The sequence below is a fragment of the Streptomyces sp. NPDC046887 genome (genome assembly GCF_040644755.1).
Lineage (GTDB): Bacteria > Actinomycetota > Actinomycetes > Streptomycetales > Streptomycetaceae > Streptomyces > Streptomyces lichenis.
This window is the reverse complement of record NZ_JBEYXH010000032.1, coordinates 41500-68182: the sequence shown is the minus strand read 5'-3', so window position 1 is coordinate 68182 and position 26683 is coordinate 41500. Positions and strand designations below refer to the sequence as shown.

Genomic DNA, 26683 nt, shown 5'->3' with positions numbered 1-26683 from the left:
GCGGCCGTCAGTGGTGGGTCACCAGGAGCTTCGGAGTCCCCTCGGACTGCTCGGCGGGGTCGGGGCGCCGGATGAGCAGGGAGGTGAGGACGCCGATGCCGAGGAGGACGAGCGCCGCGTACATGGCGTGCCGGTAGCCGGCCTCGGTGGGCCCGCCCGCGTCGCTGCCGGCGGTGATCATGACGGAGGCCAGGGCGATGCCCAGGGAGGCGCCGATGCCGAAGCAGGCTCCGTTGAGGCCGGACAGCGAGCCGGGCTTGTCCTTGGGGGCGGTGGTGACCGCGAGGCCGTTGAGACCGGTGAGCATGAACCCGCCGTAGGTCACACCGAGCGCGGCCAGTGCGGCGATGAGGATCCACTCGTGGTGCAGGAAGACGGTGGCGAAGGCGAAGATCACGAAGTTGGCGAGGGCCCCGGCGACCACCACGGTGCGCCAGCCGATCCGCGGGCCGAGTCGGCCGGTGAGCGGGGCGGACACCACGCCGATGAGCTGGATCGGGGTGAGGAAGAGGACGGCGGCGGTCACCGCGCTCAGTCCGAGGCCCACCCGGGCGTCCTGGGAGAAGAGCGGGATGGTGAGGGCGATCGCGCCGAAGGCGCCGCCGAGGGTGCAGACGGTGGTGAGCAGCAGCGGCCAGGCCCGGCGGGAGGCCAGGACGTCCAGGTCGATGACCGGGTTGGGCGCGCTCTTCTGGGAGACCGTGAAGAAGGCCAGCGCGGCCAGGCCGCCGAGCAGGAAGCCGAGGGTGAGGGGGGACGTCCAGCCCCAGGCCGCGCCCTGGGCGAGACCGACCAGCACACCGGTCAGCCCGAGGGCGAGGGCCGCGATGCCGCGGGAGTCGAAGCGGGCCCCGGCGTCCAGGGTGGGCGGCACGTCCGGGACGTAGCGGCGCACCCCGAGCAGCCCGGCGACGGCGATCAGGGTGGAGCAGACGAAGATACCGCGGAAGCCGATGGTGTCCGCGATCTGGCCGCCGGCGATGGCGTCCACCCCGGCCAGGCCGCCGTTGACGGCGGTGATGACCCCGGCGGCCTTGCCGAACCCCGCCGGGCTGAGCAGTTGGTTGAGGGTGAGGAAGGCGAGGGTGAACATCGCGGCGGAGACGCCCTGGAGGATCCGCCCGGCGATGAAGACCTCGATGCTGGGCGCGAAGACGCAGAGCAGGTTGCCGGCGATCAGGACGACGGCGCAGAGCAGCATCATCGGCTTGCGCCCGCGCTGGTCGCTGAGCCGGGCCAGGGTCACCTGGCCGATGGCGGCCATCAGGAAGAACAGGGTCTGGGAGAGCCCGGCGGCGGCCGTGGTGGTGCCCAGCCGCTCGATGACGTCGGGCAGGGCGGGGCTGAGCATGGTGGCGTTGATCTGGTAGCCGAGCACGGCGAGGACCATCGCCAGCATCATGGGGCCGCGCCCCGCCAGATCGGATCCGGTCCCGGAATCCGCCGCGGAATCCGCCCGGGATTCCGCCGAGGCATCCGACGAAGAATCCGCCGAGGAATCGGCCGGGGAATCCGCCGGAGAGCCCGGACGGTCGGAGGTGGTGGACATGGTCGGCCCCTTTGCCTCGTATGTCATGCCGTCGTGCCGCTGTCAGGTCATGCCGTCGTCGTGCTGTGCTCGTGCCGGCATCGCGCCGTGCAGCATCCGCCAACTTGTCAGACAAGTAGCGAACTCACTCTCATATCTACGCGCGTAAATCGTCAAGACCCCCTGACCGTCGAACCTCCCGCGCGAACCCGTTCGCCCCGTATGGGCCCCATCACCCCTCCCCCTGCCGCCTGAGGAGCGTTGCCCGAGGCGGTCGACCCGGCATACCTTGCCGACGGGCACGGCGGAGGTTGCCGACAGCCGGCCGGGCTTGCCGACAAGCCGGCCGAGGAGGAGCGGGAGTGGTCAGCGTGGAACAGCGGAGACCGGTGGTGGTGCTCTACGAGCGGATCGCGGACGCAATCCACGCCGGCACCTATCCGCCGGGCTCGACCCTGCCCTCGGAACCCAGGCTCGCCGCCGAGCTGGGGGTGAGCCGCCCGGCCCTGCGCGAGGCGCTGCTGCTGCTCCAGGAGGACGGGCTGGTCACCGTGCGCCGGGGCGTGGGGCGGACCGTCAGCGACCGGCCGCCGCGGCGCGGCTTCGAGCACGTCCGGCCGCTGGAGGAGCTGCTCGGTACGGCCGGCCCGGTCCGGGTGCGCGCGCTGCTGCGGACCATCGAGGAGCCGACCGACTTCACCACCCAGCACCTGCTGGCGCCCGCCCGGGCCCGGTTGCGGTTCTGGGAGTCACTGCTGACCGCCGACGGGCACGCGGCGGCGCTCAGCCAGGAGTGGGCCGCCGACGAGGAGGTCCTTGCCACCGCACACCCCGCCTTCGCCGAGGCCCTGCGGAGCGGACCGGCGCCTGGCACGGCCCCGTCGATGCTGGCGGTGCTGGCCGCCGCATCCCGGGGGGTGCAGCTCACCGCGCACAGCGGGATCACCGCCACCCTGGTCGGACAGCGCCGCGGCGAGCAGCTCGGCCGGCCGGCCGACACCCCGGCGGTGCTGGTCACCCAGGTCGTCCGGGTCGGCGGCACGCCCGTCCTGGCCGCCAAGCACATGCTGCCCACCGGGGCCGCCCCGCTTCCGGTGCTCCAGTCGAACTGACCCCGGCCCGCCCCGGCGGCAGCGCGTCCCCCGTACCGGTGTCACCGGGGTCACGGCGCGGGGGCGGTGGTGTGCCGTACACTCCCGCCCCATGCACTTGTCTGACAACCTTGCCCCCGCTTCCGCCCCGGCTCTCGCGGAGTGGGTGCGGCTCGCCCCGAAGGCCGTCCTGCACGACCACCTGGACGGCGGGCTGCGCCCGGCGACCATCATCGAACTGGCCCGCGAGTGCGGTTACCCGGGGCTGCCGACCGAGGACCCGGCGGCCCTCGGCACCTGGTTCCGGGACGCCGCGGACTCCGGCTCGCTGGAGCGCTACCTGGAGACCTTCGCCCACACCTGCGCGGTGATGCAGACCCGTGAGGCGCTGTTCCGGGTCTCCGCCGAGTGCGCCGAGGACCTGGCCGCCGACGGTGTGGTCTACGCGGAGGTGCGCTACGCCCCCGAGCAGCACCTGGAGGCCGGGCTCACCCTCGACGAGGTCGTCGCGGCCGTCAACGAGGGCTTCCGGGAGGGCGAGCGGCGGGCCGGCGGCCGGATCACCGTCGGCACCCTGCTGACCGGTATGCGGCACACCGACCGCTCGCTGGAGATAGCCGAGCTGACCGTGGCGCACCGGCAGCACGGGGTGGCCGGGTTCGACATCGCGGGCGGCGAGATCGGCAACCCGCCGGCCCGCCATCTGCCCGCCTTCCAGCACCTCAAGCGGCACAACTGCCACTTCACCATCCACGCTGGCGAGGCGGTCGGCGCCGAGTCGATCCACGAGGCGGTGCAGGTCTGCGGCGCCGAGCGGATCGGGCACGGGGTGCGGATCACCGACGACATCGCCGAGGACGGCACACTGGGCCACCTCGCCGCGTACGTCCGGGACAACCGCATCGCGCTGGAGGTCTGCCCCACCTCCAACCTGCAGACCGGCGCCGCCAAGGACTACGCCTCGCACCCGATCGACCTGCTGCGCCGGGCCGGCTTCCGGGTCACCCTCAACACCGACAACCGGCTGGTGTCGGGGACGACCATGAGCCGGGAGTTCCAGCACATGGTGGACGCGTTCGGGTACGGGCCGGAGGTCTTCGAGGAGTTCACGGTGGCCGCCCTTGAGGCCGCGTTCCTGCCGCTTCCCGAGCGCCGCCGGCTCATCGACGAGGTGGTCCGCCCGGGCTACGCCGCCCTGCCCGCGTCTCGCTGACGGTCCGGCCGCGACCAGGCTGACGGGCCGACCGGGTGCGCGGCGCGGTAGCCGCGCACCTGGGACCCCGACCCGGGCCCCCTGCCCCGTCCCCAGCCCCGGCCCCGGCCCCGGCCCTGAGGCAAGGGCACGGGGCTCACCGCAGGGCCGGCAGGTCCAGGGTGAGCGTGCGGGCGTCGGCGTCGAGTTCGGCGGGGACGCCCAGCGGCAGGGTGAGGGAGCTGGAGCCGTGCCCGAACCCGAACTCCTCCACGATCGGCACGCCCAGTGGGGCCAGCCGGTCCACCAGGACCTCGCGGACCCGCTCGTACGGTCCGCAGCGCTCCCAGGAACCGAGCACGATCCCGGCAGCGCCGTCGAGTCGGCCGGAGCGCAGCAGCTGGGTGAGCATGCGGTCGATCCGGTACGGCTCCTCCCCCACGTCCTCCAGCACCAGCAGTCCGCCCCGGGCCGACGGGCGGGCGTCCGGGGTGCCGAGGCCGGCCGCGAGCAGGCTGAGGCAGCCGCCGAAGAGCGTGCCGCGGGCCCGGCCGGGCACCATGGCGCGGGCCCCCGGCAGCCCGGTCAGGACCTGGGCGGACTCCGGGGCGAACAGCATGGTGCGCAGCTCCTCCCTGGTCCGCTCGTCCTGGAGGAAGGTGACCGCGCCGGTCATCGGCCCGTGCAGGGTGGCGAGCCCCAGGCGCAGGGCGAAGGCCTCGTGCAGGGCGGTGGCGTCGCTGTAGCCGACGAACAGCTTGGGTCCGGCGGCCCGCAGGGCGTCCCAGTCGAGCAGGTCGACCAGGCGCTGGGCGCCATATCCGCCGCGGGCGCAGAGCACCGCGGCCACCTCCGGGTCGCACCAGGCCTCCGCCAGGTCCCGGGCGCGTGCCTCGTCGGTGCCGGCGAGGTATCCGAGCCGGGGGTGGACGTCCAGGGCGTGCGGCATCACCACCGGGTCCAGGCCCCAGCCGCGCAGGATGTCCACCCCGGCGGTGATCCGCTCCTCGGGGACGGTGCCGCTGGGCGCGACCACCGCGACCCGGTCCCCCGGGCGCAGCCGGCCAGGACGTGTCAACGGCCGCACACCGTCGTCCCGCCGACCGTCCGGATCGTGAAGGCCGTGCGGGCCGTGCGTGCCGTCCGGCCGGCCCGGCGCGGACGTGTCGAAGGTGGCGGTCATATCCGCAGCTCCAGCGGTGGTACGTCAGGTCGATCGATGCCGAACACGCGGGCGTAGAGCGCGAGTTCGGCTTCCAGGGCCCGGACGAGGGTGGCCTCGGCGCGGAAGCCGTGGCCCTCGCCCTCGAAGGGGATGTAGGTGTGCGGCACACCGCGCCCGGCGATCCGGTCCAGGAACCGCCGGCTCTGCGCGGGCGGGCAGATGACATCGTCGAGCCCCTGGAGCAGCAGGAACGGCGCGGTGATCCGCTCGACCTGGTTGATCGGGGAGCGGGCGCGGTAGCGGGCGGGGACCGCGTCGGGCGGGCCGATCAGCGAGTCGAGGTAGTAGGCCTCGAAGTCGTGGGTCTCGTCCGGTCCCCACTGGGTGAGGTCGAGCACCGGGTAGAGGATGGTGCCGCAGGCGTAGGTGGAGGTGGCGGCGAGTGAGGCGGCCGCGGTCCAGCCGCCGGCGCTGCCGCCGCGGATGGCGAGGCGGGCGGGGTCGGCGGTGCCCTCGGCGGCGAGCGCCTCGGCGACGGCGGCGCAGTCCTCCACGTCGACCACGCCCCACTGCCCGCGCAGCCGGTTGCGGTACTCGCGTCCGTAGCCGCTGGAGCCGCCGTAGTTGACCTCGGCGACGCCGATGCCGCGTGAGGTGAAGTAGGCGATCTCCAGGTCGAGGACGAGGGCGGCGTGCCCGGTGGGTCCGCCGTGCGCCCAGATCACATAGGGCGGTAGCTCGTCGTCGGGGGCGATGCGGTCGGGGTTGTGCGGCGGGTAGACATGGGCGTGGATCTCGCGGTTGTCGGGGCGGGTGAAGGTGCGGATCTGCGGCTCGGGGTAGTACGCGGGCTCGACCGGGTCGGTGTGGGCGGAGCCGATGACCCGGGTGCGGCCGGTGCTGGTGTCCAGCTCCACCACCTCGTAGCCGCTGCGCGGACTGGCCGCGACACCCACCACCCGCGAGCCGTCCCCGGCGAGGCCGGGCGCCCACTCGGTCCACGGCCCGGCGGCGTCGACGAGCTCCCCGGTCTCCGGGTCGAGTATGCCGAGGCTGGTGGCGCCCCGGCCGTGGACCACGGCCACGGTGCCGTCCTGGAGCGGTTGGAACCAGCTGAGACCGATCGTCCACAGCGGGCCGCCGAACTCCTCGCCGCGCCCACCGCACAGCGGGGCACCCGCCCCCGGCCGGGGCCCGGCCGCCCCGTCCGTCCCGGTGCCGTCCTCGGCCCCGCCGCCGACCGTCCCGCCACCGACCGCCCTGGGGCCGACCGCCCCGGGGGCGATCCGGTACAGCTCCCACCAGCCGGCGGCGTCCGAGGCGTAGAGCAGGGAGCCGTCGGGGGTCCAGTCCACCTGGCAGACCGACTCCTCGGGGCCTCCGGCGACCGGCCGCACCCCGGCCAGGGCCCCGTCGGCGGTGACCTCGGCGGTCAGCACGGTGGTGCCGTCCCACGGCATACGGGGGTGGTCCCAGACGATCCAGGCGGCGCGGCGGCCGTCCGGGGAGAGCCGGGCCCCGGTGAGGAAGCGGTGCTCGTCGCCGGTGAGCTCGCGGATGGCGGCGCGGTCCTCGGCGGCCGAGCCGTCCAGCGGCACCGCGGCGAGCAGCCGGCGCAGATCGCCGGGATGCTCTCCGGTGAACTCCTCCAGCACGCACCAGACCTCGCCGCGGTCGGCCACGATGACCGGGTCGGCCCAGCGCAGTCCGCCGCCGGTGCCGGAGAGCGGGGTGAGCGGCCGGGGCTCGCCGCTCCCGTCCGGCCGGTGGGCGTAGAGCCGCTGGTCGGGAAAGTGGCAGAAGACGACGAGCGGCCCGGCGCCGTCATGAAGGCCGCCGTCAGCGGCACTGCCGCCACCGGCGCCCCCGACTCTGCCTAGGGCGTCACCGCCGGCGATGCCCGCCCAGGGCCGGCCGCCGTACTCGATGACCCGGCTGCGGACGTTCCACGGGGCGGGCAGCACCACCTCCTCGGTGCCGTCGGCCCGTCGGCGCACCAGGGCGCGCCGGCCGCCCTCGGCGGGGCGCGGCTCGGTCCACCACACTTCCTCGCCCACGACGCCGACGAAATTCGGGCGGCCGTCGTGTGAGGCGGCCAGCCGGGCGTCGATCGGCGACGGCCAGGTGCCGTAGGGCCCGGTGGGTACCATGGGTCGTTTCCCCCTCGTGGTCGATCCGGTGGTCGGGTCGGCCGGTGCCCCCGGGCCGGCCGACGGGTGGTCAGGCGGAGCGCAGATAGCGGTCGAGGACACGCACCCCGAAGTGCAGGGCCTGGACCGGGACGCGCTCGTCCACGCCGTGGAACAGGGCCTGGTAGTCGAAGCCGATGGGCAGCCGCAGCGGGGAGAAGCCGTAGCCGACGATGCCGAGCCGGGCGAACTGCTTGGCGTCGGTGCCTCCCGACATGCAGAACGGCACCACATGCGCGTCCGGGTCGAAGTGCGTCAGCGCCTCCCGGAGCTTGGCGAAGGTCGGTGAGTCGACCGGTGCCTCCAGCGGGATCTCGCGGTGCTGGAACTCCCATTCCACGTCCGGCCCGGTGAGCCGGTCGATGGTGCGGACGAACTCCTCCTCGCCGCCCGGGACCATCCGGCCGTCGATGTGCGCGGTGGCGGTGCCGGGGATGACGTTCACCTTGTAGCCGGCCTGGAGGATGGTCGGGTTGGCGCTGTTGCGGATGACCGGCTCCACCAGCGAGGCGGCCCGCCCCAGCTTGGCGAGCAGTACATCCGCGTCGAAGTCCTCGGCGTCGAGGTCCGGTTCGATGCCGTGCAGCGCGGACAGCTCCATCAGCGCGGCCCGCACCGTCGGGGTGAGCCGCACCGGCCACTCGTACTCCCCGATCCGGGAGACGGCGGCGGCGAGCCTGCTTACCGCGTTCTCCCGGTTGACCTTGGAGCCGTGTCCGGCGCGGCCGTCGGCGGTGAGCTTCAGCCAGGCGGTGCCCCGCTCCCCCGCCCCCACCGGGTAGAGGACCAAGTCGGGGCCGGCGTGGAAGCTGTAGGCGCCGGACTCGCTGATGCCCTCCGTACAGCCCTCGAACAGACCGGCGTGGTGCTTGGCCAGGTATCCGGCGCCGTCGACGGCGCTGTCCTCCTCGTCGGCCGTGTAGGCGAGGACGATGTCGCGGCGCGGCCGGATGCCCTTGCGGGCCCACTCGCGGACCACGGACAGGACCATCGCGTCCATGTTCTTCATGTCGATGGCGCCGCGGCCCCACACCATGCCGTCCCGGACCTCGCCGGAGAACGGGTGCACCGCCCAGTCGGCCGGGTCGGCGGGCACCACGTCCAGATGGCCGTGGACCAGCAGGGCGTCGGCGGAGGGGTCGGTGCCCTCGATCCGGGCCACCACATTGGTGCGTCCGGGGGTGCGCTCCAGCAGCAGCGGTTCGATCCCGGCGTCGGCCAGCCGCTCGGCGACGTACTCGGCGGCCGGGCGCTCCCGGCAGTCCCCGCCGCCGCGGTTGGTGGTGTCGATGCGGATGAGGTCGGAGGTGAAGGCCACCACCTCGTCCAGCGTGAGGTCGTCGGTCTCGTCTGATGTCAGGTCAGCCATACTGCTCCTCCACTGCGGCCGAGACGATCGTGGTCACTGCCTTGAAGGTGCGGATGGTCTCGTACATCGTCGTGCCGTCGTACGAGACCCGCCGCTCCCCACTGGGCGCCACGCCCGGGACGACCGTGGCGGCCGCCGCGAGGTGCTCGGCGTCGAACTCCAGCTCCACGGTGAACGGGCCGCCCCGCACCGGTTCGTACCGTACGGCCAGGGCGGTCGACTCCTTGGCGGCCGCGCGGATGTCGGCGGCCGTCCGGGTGGGTGTGCGGCACACCGCCGCGTACCGCGAGATGTGGTCCTTGACCGCGACCTTGCGCGCCTCAGGGGCGTAGTCCAGGGCGTCCTCGCAGGTCAGGTCGTCCCCGGTGACCAGGATGACGGGGACTCCGTACTCGGCGGCCACCGTCGCGTTGAGCAGGCCCTCGCTCGCCCGCTCGCCGTTCAGCCAGACCCCGGTGATGGAGTTGGCGAGGTAGGTGTGGGCGAGGACGCCCTCGCTGCCGGCGCCGGTGTGGTAACCCACGAAGGCGATGCCGTCCACGTCACCGTGCTGGACGCCCTCGACCATGGACAGCGACTTGTGCCGGCCGGTGATCATCTCCACCCGCTCGTCGAGCTGCTCCAGGAGCAGGTTGCGCATGGTCCAGTGGGCCTCGTTGACCAGCACGGCATCGGCGCCGCCGTCGAAGAACCCGAGTGCCGCCGCCTGTACGTCGGAGGTGAACAGGGACCGGCACCGCTCCCACTGGGGCGTACCGGGCAGCACGTCGGCCGGCCAGGTCACGCCGGTGGCGCCCTCCATGTCGGCACTGATGAGGATCTTCATAGCCCCGACCGTACGCGCTCCCGACCCGGCTGCCCAGGCCTGTGGATAACCCCCGGCGCGGCGCGATCCCGCTCACCCGAGCCACCACCCCGACCACCCTCCACCCCCACCCGCCAGCCCCTGAATCCACCCTCCCCTGAATTCAGGATCCGCTGTACAGCGCGCGCTGCGGATCATCGCCGTGTCCTTCTACGCCCTCGCCGCGTATGTCACCGCCGACGCCGTCCGCGCGCTCAGCGGCACCGGGGAGGCCGAGCGGTCGATCCCCGGCATCGCGCTCGCCGCCCTGTCGCCGGCGGTCATGCCGTTCCTGTCCGCCGCCCTGGGCTGGTCCTGGGCCGACCCCCTCGCCGCCCTGGTCATCGCCGCCATCGCCGTCAAGGAGGGGCGCGACGCCTGGCAGGGCAAGGGCTGCTGCGCGCCCCCGCCCGCGGCGGACACAAAGCCGAGGACGGCCGACGGCGGCTGCCACACCGGCTGCCACTGCTGCGGCTGACCGCTCGGCGCGGCCGCGCGCACCGGGCGCGCACCGGCCGGTCGGTGGCCCCTGCCGACGGCCCTCCAGCCACCGGCCGGGGCGGCCATCGCCAGGCGACTCGGCAACCAGGCGACCGCCGCCGACCGACCGCTACGTGGCGACCTCGGCGGCCAGCTTGTCCAGCAGCTGGTCGTAGATGCGGCCCAGACCCTTGGGCGCGAAGGTCTTCTCGAAGAAGCCGCCGATACCGCCGGCACCCTGCCAGACGGTCGTCACGACGACCCTGGCCCGCCCCTCACCGGCCGGGGTGACGGTCCAGGTGGTGACCATGGAGGAGTTGCGGTCCTTCTCCACGAGCTGCCCCTCGGTCGGCTCGCTCACCTCCAGCAGGCAGTCGCGGACGCGCTTGCTGGTGGCCTGGAGCTTCCAGTGGACCAGGGTGCCCGCACCCTCGCCGCCCTCGCGCACCTCGTACTCGCTGAAGTGCTCCGGCAGGAGCTTCGGACGGGTCTGCCGGTAGTCGGCCAGGGCGCCGAACACCGCCTCCGCATCCGCCTCGATGACCCGTTCCGTCGTGGCCTCGACCTGCGCCATACCTCGTCCTCCAGCGCTCGTACCTCAGGGGAGGCCAGCCAACCACCCGGCACGGCCGCCACCCAAATCCAGCAGCCCTCCCGCCCCTCCCCCGCCCTCCTCCCTCCTCCCTCCTCCCTCCTCCCTCCTCCCTCCTCCCTCCGGCGATCATGGGAACACTTGTTCTATCGTGGTGAGCGGTACTACCGAGGAGGCGCCATGCGCTGGGACAACCTGAGCGACCACCCCGCCGCGGCCACCGCCGACCCGGCCCTGTTCGGTGCGGACGCGGTCGTGACGAGGACCTTCGACACGCCCGAGTTCCGCGGCATCACCTTCCACGAGGTACGGGCCCGTTCGATCGTGAACCGGGTGCCCGGCGCCTCCCGGATGCCGTTCGAATGGACGGTCAACCCCTATCGGGGCTGCAGCCACGCCTGCGTGTACTGCTTCGCCCGCAAGACGCACAGCTATCTGGACCTGGACACCGGGCTGGGCTTCGACTCGCAGATCGTGGTCAAGGTCAACGCGCCGGAGCTGGTGCGCCGCCGGCTGGCCTCGCCGAGCTGGCATGGCGCCCATATCGCCATGGGCACCAACGTCGACTGCTACCAGCGCGCGGAGGGCCGCTACCGGCTGATGCCGGGGATCATCTCGGCGCTGCGCGACCACGCCAACCCGTTCTCGATCCTCACCAAGGGGACGCTGATCCTGCGGGACCTGCCGCTGCTGGTGGAGGCCGCCGAGGTGACGGAGGTCGGCATCTCGGTCTCGGTCGGCTTCACCGACCACGAGCTGTGGCGCACCGTGGAGCCCGGCACTCCGGCGCCGGAACGGCGGCTGGACGTGGTGCGGCGGCTGGCCGAGCGCGGCATCGGCTGCTCGGTGCTGATGGCCCCGGTGATCCCGTTCCTCGGCGACCACCCGGACCAGCTCCGCGCCACCGTACGCGCCATCGCGGACGCCGGAGCGGTCTCGGTCACCCCGCTCGTTCTGCATCTGCGCCCCGGCGCACGTGAGTGGTTCACCACCTGGCTGCACCGCCACCACCCGCAGCTGGTGGGGCGGTACGAACGGATGTACGCGGGCGGTTCCTACGCGCCCACCTGGTATCAGCGCCGGATCACCCGTCAGGTGCACGAGCTGGCGGACGAGTTCGGGATCGGGCCCGCCCGGCGCGGCGCGGCACGCCGTATCGCCCCGCCCCCACCGGAACGAGAGGAGCCGGCACCCACCCAGCTCACCCTGATGTGATCAACCGCCACCCCGATATGAACTGATGTGGCGGGCCCGCCCCAGCGGGCCAGTCCCCCGACCGGCTCACACCTGATCGGGGGACGTCGTATCGGAACCTGCCCCTCCGCATCGGAATGCGGGGACGATCCGGCAGGAGCCGGACGGGCGGCGCTCACTCGGGCGCCCCCGCCCCCTCCTCCGTTTCCCTCCTCATCTCCCCCGTTCCCTTTCCGATGCAGCTCGGAGGCCAGGCCAGATGCAACAACGCGTAGGGGTGCTGATCGCGGCGGGCGCCATGGTGGCCGGGGCGGTGACGGCCGCCCCCGCGTCCGCCGCCCGCCCGGCCACCGCCCCGCCGGAACCCGGAACTCCGGCCACCGCCCCGCCCGAGCCCGGAACTCCGGCCACCGCGCCGCCGGCGTGGAAGGCGTGCGCGACCACGTCGTACCCCCGGCTCCAGTGCGCGGAGCTCTCGGTTCCGCTGGACCATGACGATCCGCTGGGCGAGCGGATCACCCTCGCCCTCTCCCGTGTCCCGCACACCGCCAAGACCTTCCAGGGACCGCTGCTGGTGAACCCGGGCGGGCCCGGGGCCGGCGGCAGGACGATGGCCGGTTTCATCGCCGCCTCGCTGCCCTCGAAGACCGCCGCGCAGTACGACATCGTCGGCTTCGACCCGCGCGGTGTGGGCGCCAGCAAGCCCGCCCTCAACTGCAAGCCCGGCTACTTCACCCCGGTGCGCCCGGACTCGGTGCCCCGGGACACCCGCGACGAGCGGGTCAACCTGGCGCGGGCCGCCTCGTTCGCGCGGGCCTGCGGCGAGAAGTACGGACGGCTGCTGCCGCACATCAGCACCACCGCGGCGGCCCGCGACCTGGACGCCATCCGGCAGGCGCTGGGCGCGCGGCAGATCAGCTACCTCGGCTACTCCTACGGCACCTATCTGGGGGCGGTCTACGCGCGGCTGTTCCCGGACCGGGTGCGCCGGGCCGTGCTGGACTCGGTGGTCGATCCGCGCGGCGTCTGGTACGAGGCGAACCTCGCCCAGGACACCGCCTTCGACGCCCGGCACAAGGCGTTCGCCGCCTGGGTGGCGCGCCATGACCGGGCGTACAAGCTGGGCACGGACCCGGCGGAGGTGGAGCGGCGCTGGTACGCGATGCGCGAGGCCCTGAAGCGCCGGCCCGCCGGTCATACGGTCGGACCGGCCGAGCTGGAGGACACCTTCCTGCCGGGCGGCTACTACAACGGCTACTGGCCGATGCTGGCCGAGGCGTTCTCGGCGTACGCCAACGAGCGCGACCCCGCGCCGCTGGTCGCCGCCTACAAGGCACTGGCCACGCGCGACGCGTCCGACGAGAACGGCTACTCGATCTACGCGGCGGTGCAGTGCCGGGACGCCCGTTGGCCCAAGGACTGGGGCACCTGGTACCAGGACAACTGGCGTACGCACGCCAAGGCACCCTTCTCCACCTGGAACAACGCCTGGTACAACGCACCCTGCGCGTTCTGGCCGGTGGAGGCGGCATCCCGGATCGAGGTGACCAACGACGCGCTGCCCCCGATTCTGCTGTTCCAGGCGACCGAGGACGCGGCGACCCCGTTCGAAGGGGCGGTGACGGCCCGGCGGGAGCTGCGCGGTTCCCGGCTGGTGGTCGAGGAGGGCGGCGGCAACCACGGGGTCACCCTCGCGGGCAACGCCTGCATGGACGGCCATCTGGCGCGCTATCTGGACACCGGTGAGCTGCCGAAGGACGGTGGCGGCCAAGGGCAGCCGGACGCCGTCTGCGCGGCGGGCGCGGAACCCGAGCCGGTCGGTACGGCGGCCCGCGGCAGTCGTGCCGGGGCGGCGGCCGCGACCGTGCCCGCCACCGGTGGCGCGGCACTGCACGGGCTGCTCGGCCACCGAGGCTGACACCGCCCGCCACGCCGGTCGGCTGACGCCCCTGGGGCGGGACTGTCAGTGGCATGGGTGAGGATGGTCCGCATGACGAATCACCTCACCCATGTGCCCGCCCCCGAGGGCATCGCTCCCGCGCCCGGCTACAGCCATGTGGTGTGGGGCAGCGGCCGGTTCATCGCGATATCCGGCCAGTGCGCGCTGGACGAGCGGGGCGGGGTCGTGGGCGAGGGGGACGCGGCGGCCCAGGCCCGCCGGGTGTTCGAGAACCTGCGGCGCTGCCTGGCCGCCGCGGGAGCCGGCTTCGACGATGTGCTGAAGCTCACCTACTTCGTCACCGACGTCGCCCATCTGCCGGCGGTGCGCGCCGCGAGGGACGAGGTGATCGACACCCGCCGCCCGCCGGCCAGCTCCGCCGTACAGGTCTCCGCGCTCTTCCGGCCGGAGCTGCTGGTCGAGATCGAGGCCTACGCGGTGCTCCCGGAAGGCCCCCGGCGGTGAGCGGCCCGCCGGACTCACGGCTACGGGTCCGGCCCATGCTGGCCGCCGACTGCGCGGCCGTCGCCCGCATCCGCACCGCGGGCTGGCGGTTCGCCTACGACGGCCTGGTGCCGCGCCCCCAGCTGGACGCCCTCAGCGAGGAGGCCACCGCCCAGCGCCTGCGCGAACAACTCGCCACGGCGCTCCCCTCCTACTCGTCCTCCTCACCGTGGCGAACTCTCGCCAACCCGGAACTCCAGCACCCCGCCGACTCGTTGCCCAAAAAGGAAGAAGGGCGGCGCACGGGCCCGCACCACCTGGTGGCCGAACAGGCCGGCGAGACGGTCGGTTGGGCCTGCCTAGGCCCCTACCGCCACCCCGACACTCCCGCCCCCGCGACCCCCGCGGCTGGCGGCGGCGGTGGAGCGAGCGGTCCCGGGGGCGGGCAGGCGGACCCGCGGGACCTCCACGGCGGGCCCGGCGACGGCGAGGTGTACGCGCTGTACGCGGACCCCGAGCGGCTCGGCACCGGCATCGGGCGGGCGCTGATGGACGAGGTCGTCGCGCTGACGTCGGCCGCCGGCCACCCGGCACTGCGGCTGTGGGTGCTGGCCGGCAACACGCTGGGGCGGCGCTTCTACGAGAAGGCCGGCTTCGCCCCGGACGGCGCCGAGGAGCCCTGGCACGTCGGCGGCGCCACCCTCACCGAGCTGCGGTACGCCCGTCGACTTTCCCGCCCCTGACGATCGCGGCGGCCAGCGACCGGGGCTCAGTCGCGGGAGGCGAGGGTGCGCCAGCCGACTTCGAGTAGGTCGAAGGCGCACCTGACGGCCTGACGGGGGTCGTCGTGCCCGCGGGCCACTCGGGGGGCTCCGAGCGCGAAGTGGGCCAGGGCGGTGCAGGCGGGGTCGTTCTCGGGCAGGCCGCTCTCCTCCGCGATGGCCCGGGCCAGGGCGTCGGTGTGGCGCAACCACATGGCCTGGAGGTAGTCGCGCAGGGCCGGGGTGCTGTTGACCAGGCCGAAGAGCGCGGTGTAGCGGGCATCACCGTCCACGGCCGCCATGCGATAGCGCAGGGCGTGCTCGCACAGGGCCCCGGGGATGGACTGGCCTTCGGAGCGTTCACGCACGGCGGCCAGCAGGCGGGCCTCCTGGTCGGCGTCCTCGTCGAAGACGAGGGCCTCCTTGACCGGGAAGTGCTTGAAGAGCGTCGTGGTGGACACGTCGGCGGCGTCCGCGATCTCGCGGATGCCCACGTCGTCGTACCCACGTTCCAGGAACAGGCGCAGGGCGGTGTCGGCGATGGCCTGCCGGGTGGCGGCCTTCTTACGCTCTCGGCGCCCCATCGGCACAGGTGCGGCGCCAGTCTCAGTGTCGGGGTCGATGTCACTCATGCCGTGGAGTCTAACTTTCGGTTGCCCAACTTCAAAAGTGCATCCGTTGCACTAGTTGAGTCGGTGTGCTTTTCTGAAGAAGTGTCCGCCAGGCAGCGCACCGGCACAGCAACGCCGTGCCGTTCACGAACGGAGCACCACCATGAACACCACACCCATCCCCCGTATCTCGATCATCGGCGCCGGCCCCGGCGGGTTGACCTGTGCCCGCATCCTGCAGAAGCACGGCGTTGACGTCACCGTCTACGACCGCGACCCGGACGCCGACGCCCGCGATCAGGGCGGCAGTCTCGACCTGCACGCCGACGAAGGTCAGTTGGCACTGCGTGAAGCGGGCCAGATCGAGCAGTTCTGGAAGCTGGCGCGCCCGGAGGGACAGCAGATGCGCCGCTGGGACACCACCGGCAAGGTCCTGCTCGATCAGGTGCCGGACGAGGACGACCGCTACAAGCCGGAGATCGACCGCGGCCAACTGCGTGAACTGCTCCTCGACTCCCTCGCACCGGGCACGGTGCGTTGGGGCCACACCCTCGCCTCGGTAGCCGGCCCCGCCGAGGGGCCGCGGATGCTGCACTTCACCGACGGAACGAGTGTCGAGACCGATCTGGTCATCGGAGCGGACGGCGCTTTCTCGCGGGTCCGCCCGGCCGTCTCGGCAGCTGTCCCGTACTACTCCGGAATCACCTTCACCGAGGCGCGGTTCGACGACGTCGAAAACCGCCACGCCGATCTTTCGGCGCTGGTCGGCAATGGCAGTGGGACCGCGGCCGACGGCGAGCGCGCGCTGTTCGCCCAGCGCAACAGCGGTGGGCACATCCGGGTCTACATCATCCGGCGCGCGCCCGCCGACTGGATCACCGCAGCCGGTCTGACCGCCGAGGACACCGCCGGCATCCGCGCACATCTGCTGGACGAGTTCGCCGGATGGGCACCGAGCACGCGGCGAATGATCAGCGACAACGACGGCCCCTACGCCGACCGGCCGCTGTTCGTCCTCCCGGCGCCGCACGCCTGGGACCATGTGCCCACCGTGACCCTGCTCGGCGACGCCGCGCACCTCATGCCGCCGATCGGCGTCGGCGTCAACCTGGCCATGCTCGACGCTCACGACCTGGCTCTCGCCCTGGCCACCCACTCCACCGTCGACGAGGCCGTCCGTGCCTACGAGAAGACCATGCTGCCGCGATCCGGCGACCTGGCCGGGGCGCTCGTCGGCGGCGCCGGACTCCTCCTGGAGGCGGACCAGCAGCCCGACAGCCAGGATGAGTTCCGCGCCCTGCGGCAGAAGCTCAAGGGGTAGCGGGGTGAAGGGGAGAAGGGAGTTGACGGGGCGTGGGACCTCACCTTCACCTGCCAGCTGTGGGGGTCTCAGCTCTCCTGCGGGGCGCGGAGGCGGGCCAGGGCGGTGAGGGCGGGGGTGGCGAGGCGGGGGTGGGCGGCGGCGGCTTGGAGGACGGGGAGGGCGCGGGGGTCGCCGAGGGCGCCGAGGCCGTCGGCGCAGGCGGCGCCGACCCGCCAGTACGGGTCGCCGGGGGCGAGTCGGCGTTGGAGGACGGTGATGAGCGCGGGGACGGACTCGGGGGCACGCAGTTCGGCGAGGAGCCGTACGGGGAGCAGGGCGTAGGCGACCCGGAGTTCGTTGGTGGCGAGGGCGGCCGCCGCGCGGGCGGTGCGGGGGTCGCCGAGGCGGGCGAGGGCGTAGGCGGCGGAGACGCAGCGGTCGGGGTCGCGGTGGTTGAGGAGGAGGACCAGGGCCTCGAAGGCGCGCCGGTCGCCGGCCAGGCCGAGGCGGAAGGCGGCGGTCTCGCGGGCCCAGAGCGGTTGGCCGGGCCGGGTGAGGACGGCGGCGAGTTCGTCGGTGGAGACGGCGGGCCCGGTCAGGTGCGCGAAGGCGGCGGGGTCGTCGGCGGCCTCCTCGCGCAGCCGGTACACCAGGGAGCGGAACTCCTCGTCGCGGAGGGAGTCGTGGGGGATGGAGTCCTCGGCGTCCCGGGGGGAGTCTTCGGCGGCGTCCATGGGGGCCAGTATCCAGCGCGAGGGCGACCCAGATCACAGGATCCGGATAGTTCCCAGGGCTGGCGCGCTCGTTACTCGCTGGTTAAGCTCAAGTGAGCGGGTCACACCCGCATCCGTCGTGGCGGCCTGGTGACGCAGCCGCCGCGACCGCCAGTCGGTTCGGCCTCTTTGTACGGCGTTGGCCCCGGGACAGGGCCCGCCGCTTCTCCTCCCGCGATCGTGTGCGGCCGTGCGGCCGGCCCCTCGGCCCCCGCCCGGACCCTCCCGCGTACGTCGCGGTTCCACCCGCCGCCTGCCCGGGCGCACCCCGGCTCGACCACCGCTCCCGGGCACGCCCCGACAGCGGGCCATGGGCGTGCGGGCGGCGTGCGCGTCGTGATGCAGCGGACGAGTCGCCGACCGGCCCGGGGTTCGGGACGATCACCGGCCGGACGGTTCCGTTGCGGCGCGCACGCCCACGCCCGTCCGAAGAAGAGCCAGCAGAGCCAGAAGAGCGCAGAGCTTCGCGCGCCCCGCATTCCCTCGTGCCGCGGGCGCGCCCCTCCTCAGTCGTCACTCATCCCTGGAGTCCCCTGATGGACACCCCTCTCTCCACCATCGCCGTCGTCGGTCTCGGCACCATGGGCGCCGGTATCGCCGAGGTCCTGGCCCGTGCGGGCCGCGAGGTCGTCGGCATCGACATCAGTGAGGCCGCCACCCGCCGTGCGGTGGACGCGCTGGCCGCCTCCACCGCCCGCTCGGTGGCCCGTGAGCGGCTCACCGAGGAGCAGCGGCGCGAGGTGCTCGCCCGCTTCCGTACCTTCACCGAACTCCGGGCGGCCGCCGACGCGGACCTGGTCATCGAGGTGGTGCCGGAGTCGTACGAGGTCAAGCAGGAGGTGTTCCGGGCGCTGGACGGCATCGTCCGGCCGGACGCCATCGTCGCCACCGGGACCAACGCGCTGTCGGTGACCCGGCTGGCGGCGGAGTCTGCCCGGCCCGAGCGGGTGCTCGGGATGCACTTCTTCAACCCGGCGCCGGCGATGAAGCTGGTGGAGGTGGTGTCCTCGGTGCTCACCTCGCCGGCGGCGGTGGCCGCGGTCACCGACCTGGCCCTCGCGCTGGGCAAGGAGCCGGTGGCGGTCGGGGACCGGCCGGGGTTCGTGGCCGATGGGCTGCTGTTCGGCTATCTGAACCAGGCGGCCGCGATGTACGAGTCGAAGTACGCCTCCCGGGAGGACATCGACGCGGCGATGCGGCTGGGCTGCGGGCTGCCGATGGGGCCGCTGGCGCTGCTGGACCTGATCGGGGTGGACACCGCCCGTACCGTGCTGGACGCGATGTACGCCGAGTCCCGGGACCGGCTGCACGCTCCGGCGCCGATCCTGCGCCAGCTGAGCGAGGCCGGGCTGACCGGACGCAAGTCCGGGCGCGGTTTCTACACATACGAGAGCCCCGGCAGTTCGGTGGTGGTGCGGGATGCCGCGACCCCGCTGGAGGGCGGGTCCGTGGCGGCTCCGGCGCGCGAGGTGCGCTCGGTGGGGGTCGCCGGTTCGGGGACCATGGCGAGCGGGATCGCGGAGGTGTTCGCCAAGGCCGGGTACGCGGTGGTGCTGGCGGCCCGTTCGCCGGAGAAGGCGGAGGCGGCGAAGGGGCGGATCGCCGGTTCGCTGGCCCGGTCGGTGGCCAAGGGGCGGCTGTCGGCCGAGGACGCGGAGGCGGTGCTGGCGCGGATCTCCCCGGCCGGTTCGCTGGACGCGTTCGCCGAGGTGGACTTGGCGGTGGAGGCGGTCGCGGAGGATCTGGCGGTCAAGCGGGAGCTGTTCGCGACCCTGGACAAGGTGTGCAAGCCGGGTGCGGTGCTGGCCACCACGACCTCCTCGCTGCCGGTGGTGGCCTGCGCCCGGGCGACCTCCCGCCCGCAGGATGTGATCGGGATGCACTTCTTCAACCCGGCGCCGGCGATGAAGCTGGTCGAGGTGGTGCGGACGGTGCTGACCGCCGACGAGGTGCACGCCACCGTCCGCGAGGTCACCGCCAGGATCCGCAAGCACCCGGTGGACTGCGGTGACCGGGCCGGGTTCATCGTGAACGCGCTGCTCTTCCCGTACCTCAACAACGCGATCAAGATGGTGGAGGAGCACTACGCCTCGCTGGACGACATCGACGCGGCGATGAAGCTGGGCGGCGGCTATCCGATGGGTCCGTTCGAGCTGCTGGACGTGGTGGGGCTGGATGTCTCGCTCGCCATCGAGCGGGTGCTGCACCGGGAGTTCCGGGACCCGGGGCTGGCCCCGGCGCCGCTGCTGGAGCACCTGGTGGCGGCCGGTTGCCTGGGCCGCAAGACCGGGCGCGGCTTCCGCGAATATGCCCGGCGCTGACGGGACTGTGCCCGGCCAGGAGCCGTACGGGGAGTGGGGAGGGCTGCTCGGGCCCTCCCCGCACCCTTCCCGGGGGACCGCCGAGGACCCCGCCGGCCGTGGACCTCGGGCGCGCTCCCCCGCCCGTATGCAGTACGTTCAGGGCATGTCCCAGCCCGCCAGGTCACCCCGTGCCACCTCCTCGCAGCCCTCGCGGGCGGCCTCCCGGACCGAGCCGCCGGAGAGTCCCGCCGGTGGGCGGGCCGCCGCGCAGCGGCTGAAGATGCGGCGTGAGCTGGCGACCGCGGCGATGGAGCTGTTCGCCACCAAGGGGTACGAGGCGACGACCGTCGACGAGATCGCGGCGGCGGCCGGGGTGGCCCGGCGCACCTTCTTCCGCCACTTCCGCTCCAAGGAGGAGGCGATCTTCCCGGACCATGACGACACCCTGGTCCGCGCGGAGGCGGTGCTGAACGCGGCACCGGCGCACGAGCACCCGCTGGACACGGTGTGCCGGGGGATCAAGGAGGTCATGAAGATGTACGCGGCCTCCCCGGCGGTGTCGGTGGAGCGCTACCGGCTGACCCGTGAGGTGCCGACGCTGCGGGAGCGGGAGATCGCCTCGGTGGCCCGCTACGAGCGGCTGTTCACGCGCTATCTGCTGGGCCACTTCGACGAGCGCGACCACCATGACGGCAATGACGACCCGCTGCTGGCGGAGGTCGCGGCCTCGGCGGTGGTGACCGCGCACAACCATGTGCTGCGGCGCTGGCTGCGGGCGGGTGGGCAGGGCGATGTGGAGGCCCAGCTGGACCACGCTTTCGCGATCGTCCGGGACACCTTCGGTACGGGGATAGGCGCGGGGCGGTCGGGGTCGGTGCCGTCCACCGCCGCGGCCACCCCGGCCGAGCCCGCCGCCGCGGCGACGGCGGCCGGGGACGTGCTGGTGGCGGTGGCCCGTACCGACGCGCCGCTCCAGGAGATCATGGGCGCGATCGAGCGGACGTTGAAGAACCGGTAGGACGCGGGGCTCAGAAGGGGTCGGCCCAGGGCCGTTCCCGGCGCTCCTCGTAAAGCGCGCGCAGCCAGGGCCGGCGGACTTCCGGCAGCCGGGCCAGGGTGCGGAAGAAGACGTCCCCGGCCGGCCGGAACCGGCACCAGGGCCGTAGCGGCAGCGGGTCGTCGCGTTCGACGCCCTCGGGCAGCCCGCCGGTGGCGGGGAGCCGCACGCGCTCCGGTGCGCGGGCCAGCCAGGTCCACACCCCGGCGTCCAGGGGTACGGGGATGGTGCCGCCGGGCGGTTGCCACACCTCGCCGGTCTCCGGGTGGCGGGGCACCAGGGCGAAGTCGGGCCGGGCGCGGGTGGCGGGCAGCCCGGGGCCGGCCAGGGCGATGGTCCGGGCGCCCGGGCCGGGCGGCAGCAGCGTGTCGAGCGCACGCCGGAAGACGGGGGCGAGCGGGCCGTCCGGGACGGCGAGCGGGGTGCCGTCGGAGGCCGCGAGCAGCCGGGCGAGGGCGGCGCCGACGGTCGCCTCCCAGCGGGGGTTCCAGCCGCCGGACGGGTCGATGGGCGCGCTGCCCTCCCCTGACACGACCTCGTCCCAGCCGGCGGCGGGCGCCTCGGGCTCGCCGTGGATCCGGCGCACCGCCGGCGCCTCCAGCCACACCACCTGCCAGAGCGTGCAGTCGTCGATCCGGGTGGCCACCGGCCGGCCGCAGCGCAGACAGGCCAGGTTGGGGCCGTCGCTCCCGTCCAGCCCGCAGCAGTTGCCGCCGCAGCGGTCGGGGATCACGGCGGTGTTCCGGAGGTCGCCGGGGGCGGTGGCCACCGCGCCGGGCGCCCCGAAGGATAGGGCGTGCACCGGCGCGTGGACGCCCTGGGCCTCGGCCTCCTCGGGGGAGACCTCGTGCCACCGGCGCCATGGCGGTCCGGAGGGGGCCGGGTCGACGGCGTAGGTCCCCGGTTCCATCAGGACGGGCACGGTGACGTGGTAGCCGTGCGTCTGGTGGGCGCTGTCCGGCAGTGCCACCCGGGACAGCGGTGCGGTCAGCTCCGCACCGCATCCCGTACATCCGAAAATCGTCAACCGGACCTCTTCCCGCTCTGCCGCCGACGGGGATCTTCTCCCCCGCCAACCACTTCTGACCAGCGGTTTTTCCGGGAGGTCAGAGCCATTCGATCGATCATCGCTCATCTGTGACATCCAGATGACAACTGAGAGAAATTCCTGGCACTCAGTGTCTTGCCGACTGGCACGCGGTGTCATACGTTGAAGTTGTCCGGGCGGCCGGCGTGCCGAGGTCCCCTCGCACGCCGGCTGTCCCCGCAAGCCACCCGGCTCGCGCGCCCGGACGCCTGCGTCACAGGCACCTTTCGCGCACCACCCCGCGCTGCCGAGCACCACCCGGCCGAACCGACGGCACCCCTCCGCACCACATCCGCAGCAGCAGCACCACCGACGTTCCCCCTCAGCGTCCCTGACGCCTCCTCCGCACCAGGCCCGAGCTCCCTCGCCGGGCCGGAGGAGACACACCCGCCGGAGGCAACACCGTGAAGGACATCCTGGACGCGATCCAGTCGCCGGAGACCACCTCCGCCGACTTCGCCGCTCTCCCGCTGCCCGAGTCGTACCGCGCGGTCACCGTCCACAAGGACGAGACCGAGATGTTCGAAGGGCTCGCCACCCGCGACAAGGACCCGCGCAAGTCGCTGCACCTGGACGACGTGCCGCTGCCCGAACTGGGCCCGGGCGAGGCGCTGGTGGCCGTGATGGCCAGCTCCGTCAACTACAACTCGGTGTGGACCTCGATCTTCGAGCCGCTGTCCACCTTCGGCTTCCTGGAGCGCTACGGGCGCGTCTCGGAGCTGACCAAGCGGCACGACCTGCCGTACCACATCATCGGCTCCGACCTGGCGGGCGTGGTGCTGCGCACCGGCCCCGGGGTCAACGCCTGGCACCCCGGCGACGAGGTCGTGGCGCACTGCCTGAGCGTGGAGCTGGAGTCCTCGGACGGCCACAACGACACCATGCTCGACCCGGAGCAGCGGATCTGGGGCTTCGAGACCAACTTCGGCGGGCTCGCCGAGATCGCCCTGGTCAAGTCCAACCAGCTGATGCCCAAGCCGGACCACCTGAGCTGGGAGGAGGCCGCCTCGCCGGGCCTGGTGAACTCCACCGCGTACCGCCAGCTGGTCTCCCGCAACGGGGCCGGGATGAAGCAGGGCGACAACGTGCTGATCTGGGGCGCGAGCGGCGGGCTCGGCTCGTACGCCACCCAGTTCGCGCTGGCCGGCGGTGCCACCCCGATCTGTGTGGTCTCCTCCCCGGAGAAGGCGGACATCTGCCGGGCCATGGGCGCCGAGGCGGTCATCGACCGCAACGCCGAGGGCTACAAGTTCTGGAAGGACGAGGAGAACCAGGACCCCAAGGAATGGAAGCGCTTCGGCAAGCGCATCCGCGAGCTCACCGGCGGCGAGGACATCGACATCGTCTTCGAGCACCCGGGCCGGGAGACCTTCGGCGCCAGTGTGTATGTGACCAGGAAGGGCGGCACGATCACCACCTGCGCCTCGACCTCCGGCTATATGCACCAGTACGACAACCGCTATCTGTGGATGTCGCTGAAGCGGATCATCGGCTCGCACTTCGCCAACTACCGCGAGGCATGGGAGGCCAACCGCCTGATCGCCAAGGGCAAGATCCACCCCACGCTGTCCAAGGTGTACGCCCTGGAGGACACCGGCCAGGCGGCCCACGACGTCCACCGCAACGCCCACCAGGGCAAGGTCGGGGTGCTCTGCCTCGCCCCGGAGGAGGGGCTGGGCGTCCGCGACGCCGAGAAGCGCGCCCAGCACATCGACGCGATCAATCGCTTCCGGAACGTGTGACCCTCCGGTAGGCACCGAGTCTCTGAGAGGTCTGAATGACCGAGCGCCAGAAGGACCGGCCGTGGCTCATGCGGACGTACGCCGGCCACTCCACGGCCGAGGCGTCCAACGAGCTGTACCGGCGCAACCTCGCCAAGGGCCAGACCGGTCTGTCCGTCGCCTTCGACCTGCCCACGCAGACGGGGTACGACCCGGACCACATCCTGGCCCGCGGCGAGGTCGGCCGGGTCGGGGTGCCCGTCTCGCACCTGGGTGACATGCGGCGGCTGTTCCAGGAGATCCCGCTGGAGCAGATGAACACCTCGATGACCATCAACGCCACCGCCATGTGGCTGCTGGCGCTCTACCAGGTGGTCGCCGAGGAGCAGGGCGTGGACATCGCCAGGCTCCAGGGGACGACTCAGAACGACATCGTCAAGGAGTACCTGTCGCGCGGGACGCATGTCTTCCCGCCCGGGCCGTCGCTGCGGCTGACCACGGACATGATCACGTACACGGTCAACCGCATCCCCAAGTGGAACCCGATCAACATCTGCTCGTACCACCTCCAGGAGGCCGGGGCGACGCCGGTCCAGGAGATCTCCTACGCGATGTCCACCGCGATCGCCGTGCTGGACGCGGTCTTCGCCTCCGGGCAGGTACCCGAGGAGAAGAAGGGCGATGTGGTGGCCCGGATCTCGTTCTTCGTGAACGCGGGCGTCCGCTTCGTCGAGGAGATGTGCAAGATGCGTGCCTTCGGGCGCATCTGGGACCGCATCACCCGGGAGCGGTACGGCATCGAGAACCCCAAACACCGCCGGTTCCGCTACGGGGTGCAGGTCAACTCCCTCGGGCTGACCGAGGCGCAGCCGGAGAACAACGTCCAGCGGATCGTGCTGGAGATGCTGGCGGTCACCCTGTCCAAGGACGCCCGGGCGCGGGCGGTGCAGCTGCCGGCCTGGAACGAGGCGCTGGGGCTGCCCCGGCCCTGGGACCAGCAGTGGTCACTGCGGATCCAGCAGGTGCTGGCGCATGAGAGCGATCTGCTGGAGTACGAGGACATCTTCGCCGGCTCGCATGTCATCGAGGCCAAGGTGGACGCCCTGGTCGAGGAGTGCCTGGCGGAGATCGACCGGATCCAGCAGATGGGCGGCGCGATGGCCGCGGTGGAGTCCGGCTATCTGAAGTCGCAGCTGGTCTCCTCGCACGCCGAGCGGCGGGCCCGGATCGAGGCCGGCGACGAGAAGATCGTCGGCGTCAACATCTTCGAGACCACCGAGCCCAACCCGCTCACCGCCGATCTGGACACCGCCATCATGACGGTGGACCCGGCCAACGAGGCGCGGGTGGTGGCCGCCCTGCACGAGTGGCGGGACAACCGCGACGAGCCGCGCGCCCAGGAGTCGCTGGCCGCGCTGAAGGCCACCGCGGCCGGGGACGGCAACCTGTTCGCGGCCACCCTGGAGTGCGCCCGCGCGGGTGTCACCACCGGCGAGTGGGCGTGGGCGCTGCGGGACGTGTTCGGCGAGTTCCGGGCGCCGACCGGGGTGTCCTCGGCCCCGGTGGCGGTCGCCGCCGAGCGGGGCAGCCTGCTGGCCGCCGTACGGGAGAAGGTGTCCCGGACGGCGGACGAGCTGGGCTCGGGCAGGCTGCGGCTGCTGGTGGGCAAGCCGGGCCTGGACGGGCACTCCAACGGTGCCGAGCAGATCGCCGTACGGGCCAGGGACGCCGGGTTCGAGGTGGTCTACCAGGGCATCCGGCTCACCCCGGAGCAGATCGTGAACGCCGCCCTCGCGGAGGACGTGCACTGCGTCGGCCTGTCGATCCTGTCCGGGTCGCACGCCGAGCTGGTGCCGGACGTGCTGGAGCGGCTGCGCGTGGCCGGCGCGCCCGACATCCCGGTCATCGTCGGCGGGATCATCCCCGGCGCCGACGCCGCCGAACTGAAGCGGGCGGGTGTGGCCGCCGTCTTCACCCCGAAGGACTTCGGCATCACGGAGATCATCGGCCGTATCGTCGACGAGATCCGCACCGCCAACAAGCTCGACCCTCTGGAGGTCCCCGCATGACCCCGACCGCTCCGGTCAACCGGCTCCGTCCGCGCCGCTCCTGCCTGGCGGTGCCCGGTTCCAACCCGCGCTTCCTGGAGAAGGCCCAGGGCCTCGCCGCCGACCAGGTCTTCCTGGACCTGGAGGACGCCTGCGCCCCGCTGGCCAAGCCGGAGGCCCGGCACACCATCGTGAAGTTCCTCAACGAGGGCGACTGGACCGGCAAGACCCGGGTGGTCCGGGTCAACGACTGGACCACCGAGTGGACCTACCGCGATGTGGTGACCGTGGTGGAGGGCGCCGGGCCCAACCTGGACTGCATCATGCTGCCGAAGGTGCAGGACGCCGCCCAGGTGCGGGCGCTGGACCTGCTGCTGACCCAGATCGAGAAGACCATGGGCTTCGAGGTCGGGCGGATCGGCATCGAGGCGCAGATCGAGAACGCCCGCGGGCTGAACAACGTCAACGAGATCGCCGAGGCCTCGCCCCGGGTGGAGACCATCATCTTCGGCCCGGCCGACTTCATGGCCTCCATCAACATGAAGTCGCTGGTGGTCGGCGAGCAGCCGCCCGGCTACCCGGCGGACGCCTACCACTACATCCTGATGAAGATCCTGATGGCGGCCCGTGCCAACGACCTCCAGGCGATCGACGGCCCCTACCTGCAGATCAAGAACGTGGACGGGTTCCGGGCGGTGGCCGGGCGGGCGGCGGCCCTCGGTTTCGATGGCAAGTGGGTGCTGCACCCGGGCCAGGTGGAGGCGGCGAACGAGGTGTTCTCGCCGTCCCAGGAGGACTTCGACCACGCCGAGCTGATCCTGGACGCGTACGACTACTACACCTCCGAGAAGGGCGGCAAGAAGGGCTCGGCGATGCTCGGCGACGAGATGATCGACGAGGCCAGCCGGAAGATGGCGCTGGTCATCTCCGGCAAGGGCCGGGCCGCCGGCATGACCCGCACCTCCTCCTTCGAAGCCCCGGAGGCCTGATCG

21 protein-coding genes and 1 pseudogene are annotated in these 26683 nt (G+C 72.8%); 13 read left to right on the top strand and 9 right to left on the bottom strand.

The annotated features are described in order from the left end of the window. Positions 1-7 precede the first annotated feature (7 nt). Positions 8-1402, bottom strand: coding sequence for an MFS transporter (locus tag ABZ945_RS24945; protein ID WP_361273485.1), 1395 nt, complete (start codon positions 1400-1402; stop codon positions 8-10). Between the two features lie 488 nt (positions 1403-1890). On the opposite strand from ABZ945_RS24945, the gene ABZ945_RS24940 reads away from it, so the two are divergent. Next, a complete protein-coding gene (locus ABZ945_RS24940) occupies positions 1891-2640 on the top strand; it encodes a GntR family transcriptional regulator (RefSeq protein ID WP_361273482.1) in 750 nt (249 codons plus the stop codon). Positions 2641-2731: 91 nt separating this feature from the next. Next, positions 2732-3832, top strand: coding sequence for an adenosine deaminase (locus ABZ945_RS24935; protein WP_361273480.1), 1101 nt, complete (start codon positions 2732-2734; stop codon positions 3830-3832). A 136-nt stretch (positions 3833-3968) separates the two neighbouring features. Here the strand turns inward: ABZ945_RS24935 and ABZ945_RS24930 are convergent, their stop codons facing one another. From ABZ945_RS24930 to ABZ945_RS24915, 4 genes are all read right to left on the bottom strand, one after another. Continuing rightward, positions 3969-4994, bottom strand: a complete 1026-nt coding sequence (locus ABZ945_RS24930) for an LD-carboxypeptidase (protein WP_361273478.1) — start codon at positions 4992-4994, stop codon at positions 3969-3971. Further along, positions 4991-7126, bottom strand: a complete 2136-nt coding sequence (locus tag ABZ945_RS24925) for a prolyl oligopeptidase family serine peptidase (protein WP_361273476.1) — start codon at positions 7124-7126, stop codon at positions 4991-4993. Before ABZ945_RS24925 ends, ABZ945_RS24930 begins: the two co-directional genes overlap by 4 nt. A gap of 70 nt (positions 7127-7196) precedes the next feature. After that, on the bottom strand, positions 7197-8534 hold the full coding sequence (locus tag ABZ945_RS24920) for a M20/M25/M40 family metallo-hydrolase (RefSeq protein WP_361273474.1): 1338 nt from the start codon (positions 8532-8534) through the stop codon (positions 7197-7199). Beyond that, positions 8527-9360 (bottom strand): M55 family metallopeptidase, encoded by an 834-nt coding sequence (locus tag ABZ945_RS24915; RefSeq protein ID WP_361273472.1) that lies wholly within the window; start codon positions 9358-9360, stop codon positions 8527-8529. Before ABZ945_RS24915 ends, ABZ945_RS24920 begins: the two co-directional genes overlap by 8 nt. 166 nt (positions 9361-9526) lie before the next feature. Here ABZ945_RS24915 and ABZ945_RS24910 point away from each other — a divergent pair. Then, a pseudogene (locus ABZ945_RS24910) lies at positions 9527-9856 on the top strand (cation transporter); the annotation flags it as partial. Positions 9857-9988: 132 nt separating this feature from the next. Here ABZ945_RS24910 and ABZ945_RS24905 read toward each other — a convergent pair. Then, positions 9989-10432 (bottom strand): SRPBCC family protein, encoded by a 444-nt coding sequence (locus ABZ945_RS24905; RefSeq protein WP_361273470.1) that lies wholly within the window; start codon positions 10430-10432, stop codon positions 9989-9991. Between the two features lie 198 nt (positions 10433-10630). Between ABZ945_RS24905 and ABZ945_RS24900 the strand changes: the two genes are divergently transcribed. From ABZ945_RS24900 to ABZ945_RS24885, 4 genes are all read left to right on the top strand, one after another. Next, positions 10631-11665 carry an Rv2578c family radical SAM protein gene (locus ABZ945_RS24900; RefSeq protein WP_361273468.1) on the top strand — a complete coding sequence of 345 codons (1035 nt, stop codon included), beginning with the start codon at positions 10631-10633 and terminating at the stop codon, positions 11663-11665. Positions 11666-11903: 238 nt separating this feature from the next. Beyond that, positions 11904-13562: an alpha/beta hydrolase gene (locus ABZ945_RS24895; RefSeq protein ID WP_361273466.1), complete on the top strand. Its 1659-nt coding sequence runs from the start codon at positions 11904-11906 to the stop codon at positions 13560-13562. 72 nt (positions 13563-13634) lie between these two features. Further along, the gene (locus ABZ945_RS24890; RefSeq protein ID WP_361273464.1) at positions 13635-14048 is read left to right on the top strand and encodes a RidA family protein; all 414 of its coding nucleotides are present in this window, start codon (positions 13635-13637) and stop codon (positions 14046-14048) included. 35 nt (positions 14049-14083) lie between these two features. After that, a complete protein-coding gene (locus ABZ945_RS24885; RefSeq protein ID WP_361273462.1) occupies positions 14084-14770 on the top strand; it encodes a GNAT family N-acetyltransferase in 687 nt (228 codons plus the stop codon). 26 nt (positions 14771-14796) lie between these two features. On the opposite strand, the gene ABZ945_RS24880 is transcribed toward ABZ945_RS24885, so the two are convergent. Further along, complete coding sequence (locus ABZ945_RS24880) at positions 14797-15420, bottom strand: helix-turn-helix domain-containing protein (RefSeq protein WP_361273460.1); 624 nt, start codon at positions 15418-15420, stop codon at positions 14797-14799. Positions 15421-15562: 142 nt separating this feature from the next. Between ABZ945_RS24880 and ABZ945_RS24875 the strand changes: the two genes are divergently transcribed. Continuing rightward, positions 15563-16720 carry an NAD(P)/FAD-dependent oxidoreductase gene (locus tag ABZ945_RS24875; protein WP_361273458.1) on the top strand — a complete coding sequence of 386 codons (1158 nt, stop codon included), beginning with the start codon at positions 15563-15565 and terminating at the stop codon, positions 16718-16720. Positions 16721-16788: 68 nt separating this feature from the next. On the opposite strand, the gene ABZ945_RS24870 is transcribed toward ABZ945_RS24875, so the two are convergent. Beyond that, positions 16789-17436 carry a HEAT repeat domain-containing protein gene (locus tag ABZ945_RS24870; RefSeq protein ID WP_361273456.1) on the bottom strand — a complete coding sequence of 216 codons (648 nt, stop codon included), beginning with the start codon at positions 17434-17436 and terminating at the stop codon, positions 16789-16791. 575 nt (positions 17437-18011) lie between these two features. Here ABZ945_RS24870 and ABZ945_RS24865 point away from each other — a divergent pair. Both ABZ945_RS24865 and ABZ945_RS24860 read left to right on the top strand, forming a co-directional pair. Beyond that, positions 18012-19796 (top strand): 3-hydroxybutyryl-CoA dehydrogenase, encoded by a 1785-nt coding sequence (locus tag ABZ945_RS24865; RefSeq protein ID WP_361273453.1) that lies wholly within the window; start codon positions 18012-18014, stop codon positions 19794-19796. 145 nt (positions 19797-19941) lie between these two features. Continuing rightward, entirely contained in the window at positions 19942-20796 is an 855-nt protein-coding gene (locus ABZ945_RS24860) for a TetR family transcriptional regulator (RefSeq protein ID WP_361273450.1), read from the top strand. Positions 20797-20806: 10 nt separating this feature from the next. Here ABZ945_RS24860 and ABZ945_RS24855 read toward each other — a convergent pair whose 3' ends face one another. Beyond that, the gene (locus ABZ945_RS24855) at positions 20807-21862 is read right to left on the bottom strand and encodes a hypothetical protein (RefSeq protein WP_361273448.1); all 1056 of its coding nucleotides are present in this window, start codon (positions 21860-21862) and stop codon (positions 20807-20809) included. Positions 21863-22326: 464 nt separating this feature from the next. On the opposite strand from ABZ945_RS24855, the gene ccrA reads away from it, so the two are divergent. The 3 genes from ccrA to ABZ945_RS24840 are packed head-to-tail and all read left to right on the top strand — an operon-like array spanning position 22327 to position 26680. Then, a complete protein-coding gene (ccrA, locus tag ABZ945_RS24850) occupies positions 22327-23664 on the top strand; it encodes a crotonyl-CoA carboxylase/reductase (protein ID WP_361273445.1) in 1338 nt (445 codons plus the stop codon). A 35-nt stretch (positions 23665-23699) separates the two neighbouring features. Then, on the top strand, positions 23700-25712 hold the full coding sequence (locus ABZ945_RS24845) for a protein meaA (RefSeq protein ID WP_361273443.1): 2013 nt from the start codon (positions 23700-23702) through the stop codon (positions 25710-25712). Beyond that, positions 25709-26680 (top strand): CoA ester lyase, encoded by a 972-nt coding sequence (locus tag ABZ945_RS24840; RefSeq protein WP_361273440.1) that lies wholly within the window; start codon positions 25709-25711, stop codon positions 26678-26680. Before ABZ945_RS24845 ends, ABZ945_RS24840 begins: the two co-directional genes overlap by 4 nt. The last annotated feature ends 3 nt before the right edge of the window (positions 26681-26683 follow it).

Coding starts and splice junctions, on each gene's coding strand:
- ABZ945_RS24920 (WP_361273474.1), bottom strand. CDS start 8,534: ATGGCTGACCTGACATCAGACGAGACCGACGACCTCACGCTGGACGAG.
- ABZ945_RS24875 (WP_361273458.1), top strand. CDS start 15,563: ATGAACACCACACCCATCCCCCGTATCTCGATCATCGGCGCCGGCCCC.
- ABZ945_RS24890 (WP_361273464.1), top strand. CDS start 13,635: ATGACGAATCACCTCACCCATGTGCCCGCCCCCGAGGGCATCGCTCCC.
- ABZ945_RS24905 (WP_361273470.1), bottom strand. CDS start 10,432: ATGGCGCAGGTCGAGGCCACGACGGAACGGGTCATCGAGGCGGATGCG.
- ABZ945_RS24880 (WP_361273460.1), bottom strand. CDS start 15,420: ATGAGTGACATCGACCCCGACACTGAGACTGGCGCCGCACCTGTGCCG.
- ABZ945_RS24935 (WP_361273480.1), top strand. CDS start 2,732: ATGCACTTGTCTGACAACCTTGCCCCCGCTTCCGCCCCGGCTCTCGCG.
- ABZ945_RS24925 (WP_361273476.1), bottom strand. CDS start 7,126: ATGGTACCCACCGGGCCCTACGGCACCTGGCCGTCGCCGATCGACGCC.
- ABZ945_RS24885 (WP_361273462.1), top strand. CDS start 14,084: ATGCTGGCCGCCGACTGCGCGGCCGTCGCCCGCATCCGCACCGCGGGC.
- ABZ945_RS24900 (WP_361273468.1), top strand. CDS start 10,631: ATGCGCTGGGACAACCTGAGCGACCACCCCGCCGCGGCCACCGCCGAC.
- ABZ945_RS24895 (WP_361273466.1), top strand. CDS start 11,904: ATGCAACAACGCGTAGGGGTGCTGATCGCGGCGGGCGCCATGGTGGCC.
- ABZ945_RS24930 (WP_361273478.1), bottom strand. CDS start 4,994: ATGACCGCCACCTTCGACACGTCCGCGCCGGGCCGGCCGGACGGCACG.
- ABZ945_RS24915 (WP_361273472.1), bottom strand. CDS start 9,360: ATGAAGATCCTCATCAGTGCCGACATGGAGGGCGCCACCGGCGTGACC.
- ABZ945_RS24870 (WP_361273456.1), bottom strand. CDS start 17,436: ATGGACGCCGCCGAAGACTCCCCCCGGGACGCCGAGGACTCCATCCCC.
- ABZ945_RS24945 (WP_361273485.1), bottom strand. CDS start 1,402: ATGATGCTGGCGATGGTCCTCGCCGTGCTCGGCTACCAGATCAACGCC.
- ABZ945_RS24865 (WP_361273453.1), top strand. CDS start 18,012: ATGGACACCCCTCTCTCCACCATCGCCGTCGTCGGTCTCGGCACCATG.
- ABZ945_RS24840 (WP_361273440.1), top strand. CDS start 25,709: ATGACCCCGACCGCTCCGGTCAACCGGCTCCGTCCGCGCCGCTCCTGC.
- ABZ945_RS24845 (WP_361273443.1), top strand. CDS start 23,700: ATGACCGAGCGCCAGAAGGACCGGCCGTGGCTCATGCGGACGTACGCC.
- ABZ945_RS24860 (WP_361273450.1), top strand. CDS start 19,942: ATGTCCCAGCCCGCCAGGTCACCCCGTGCCACCTCCTCGCAGCCCTCG.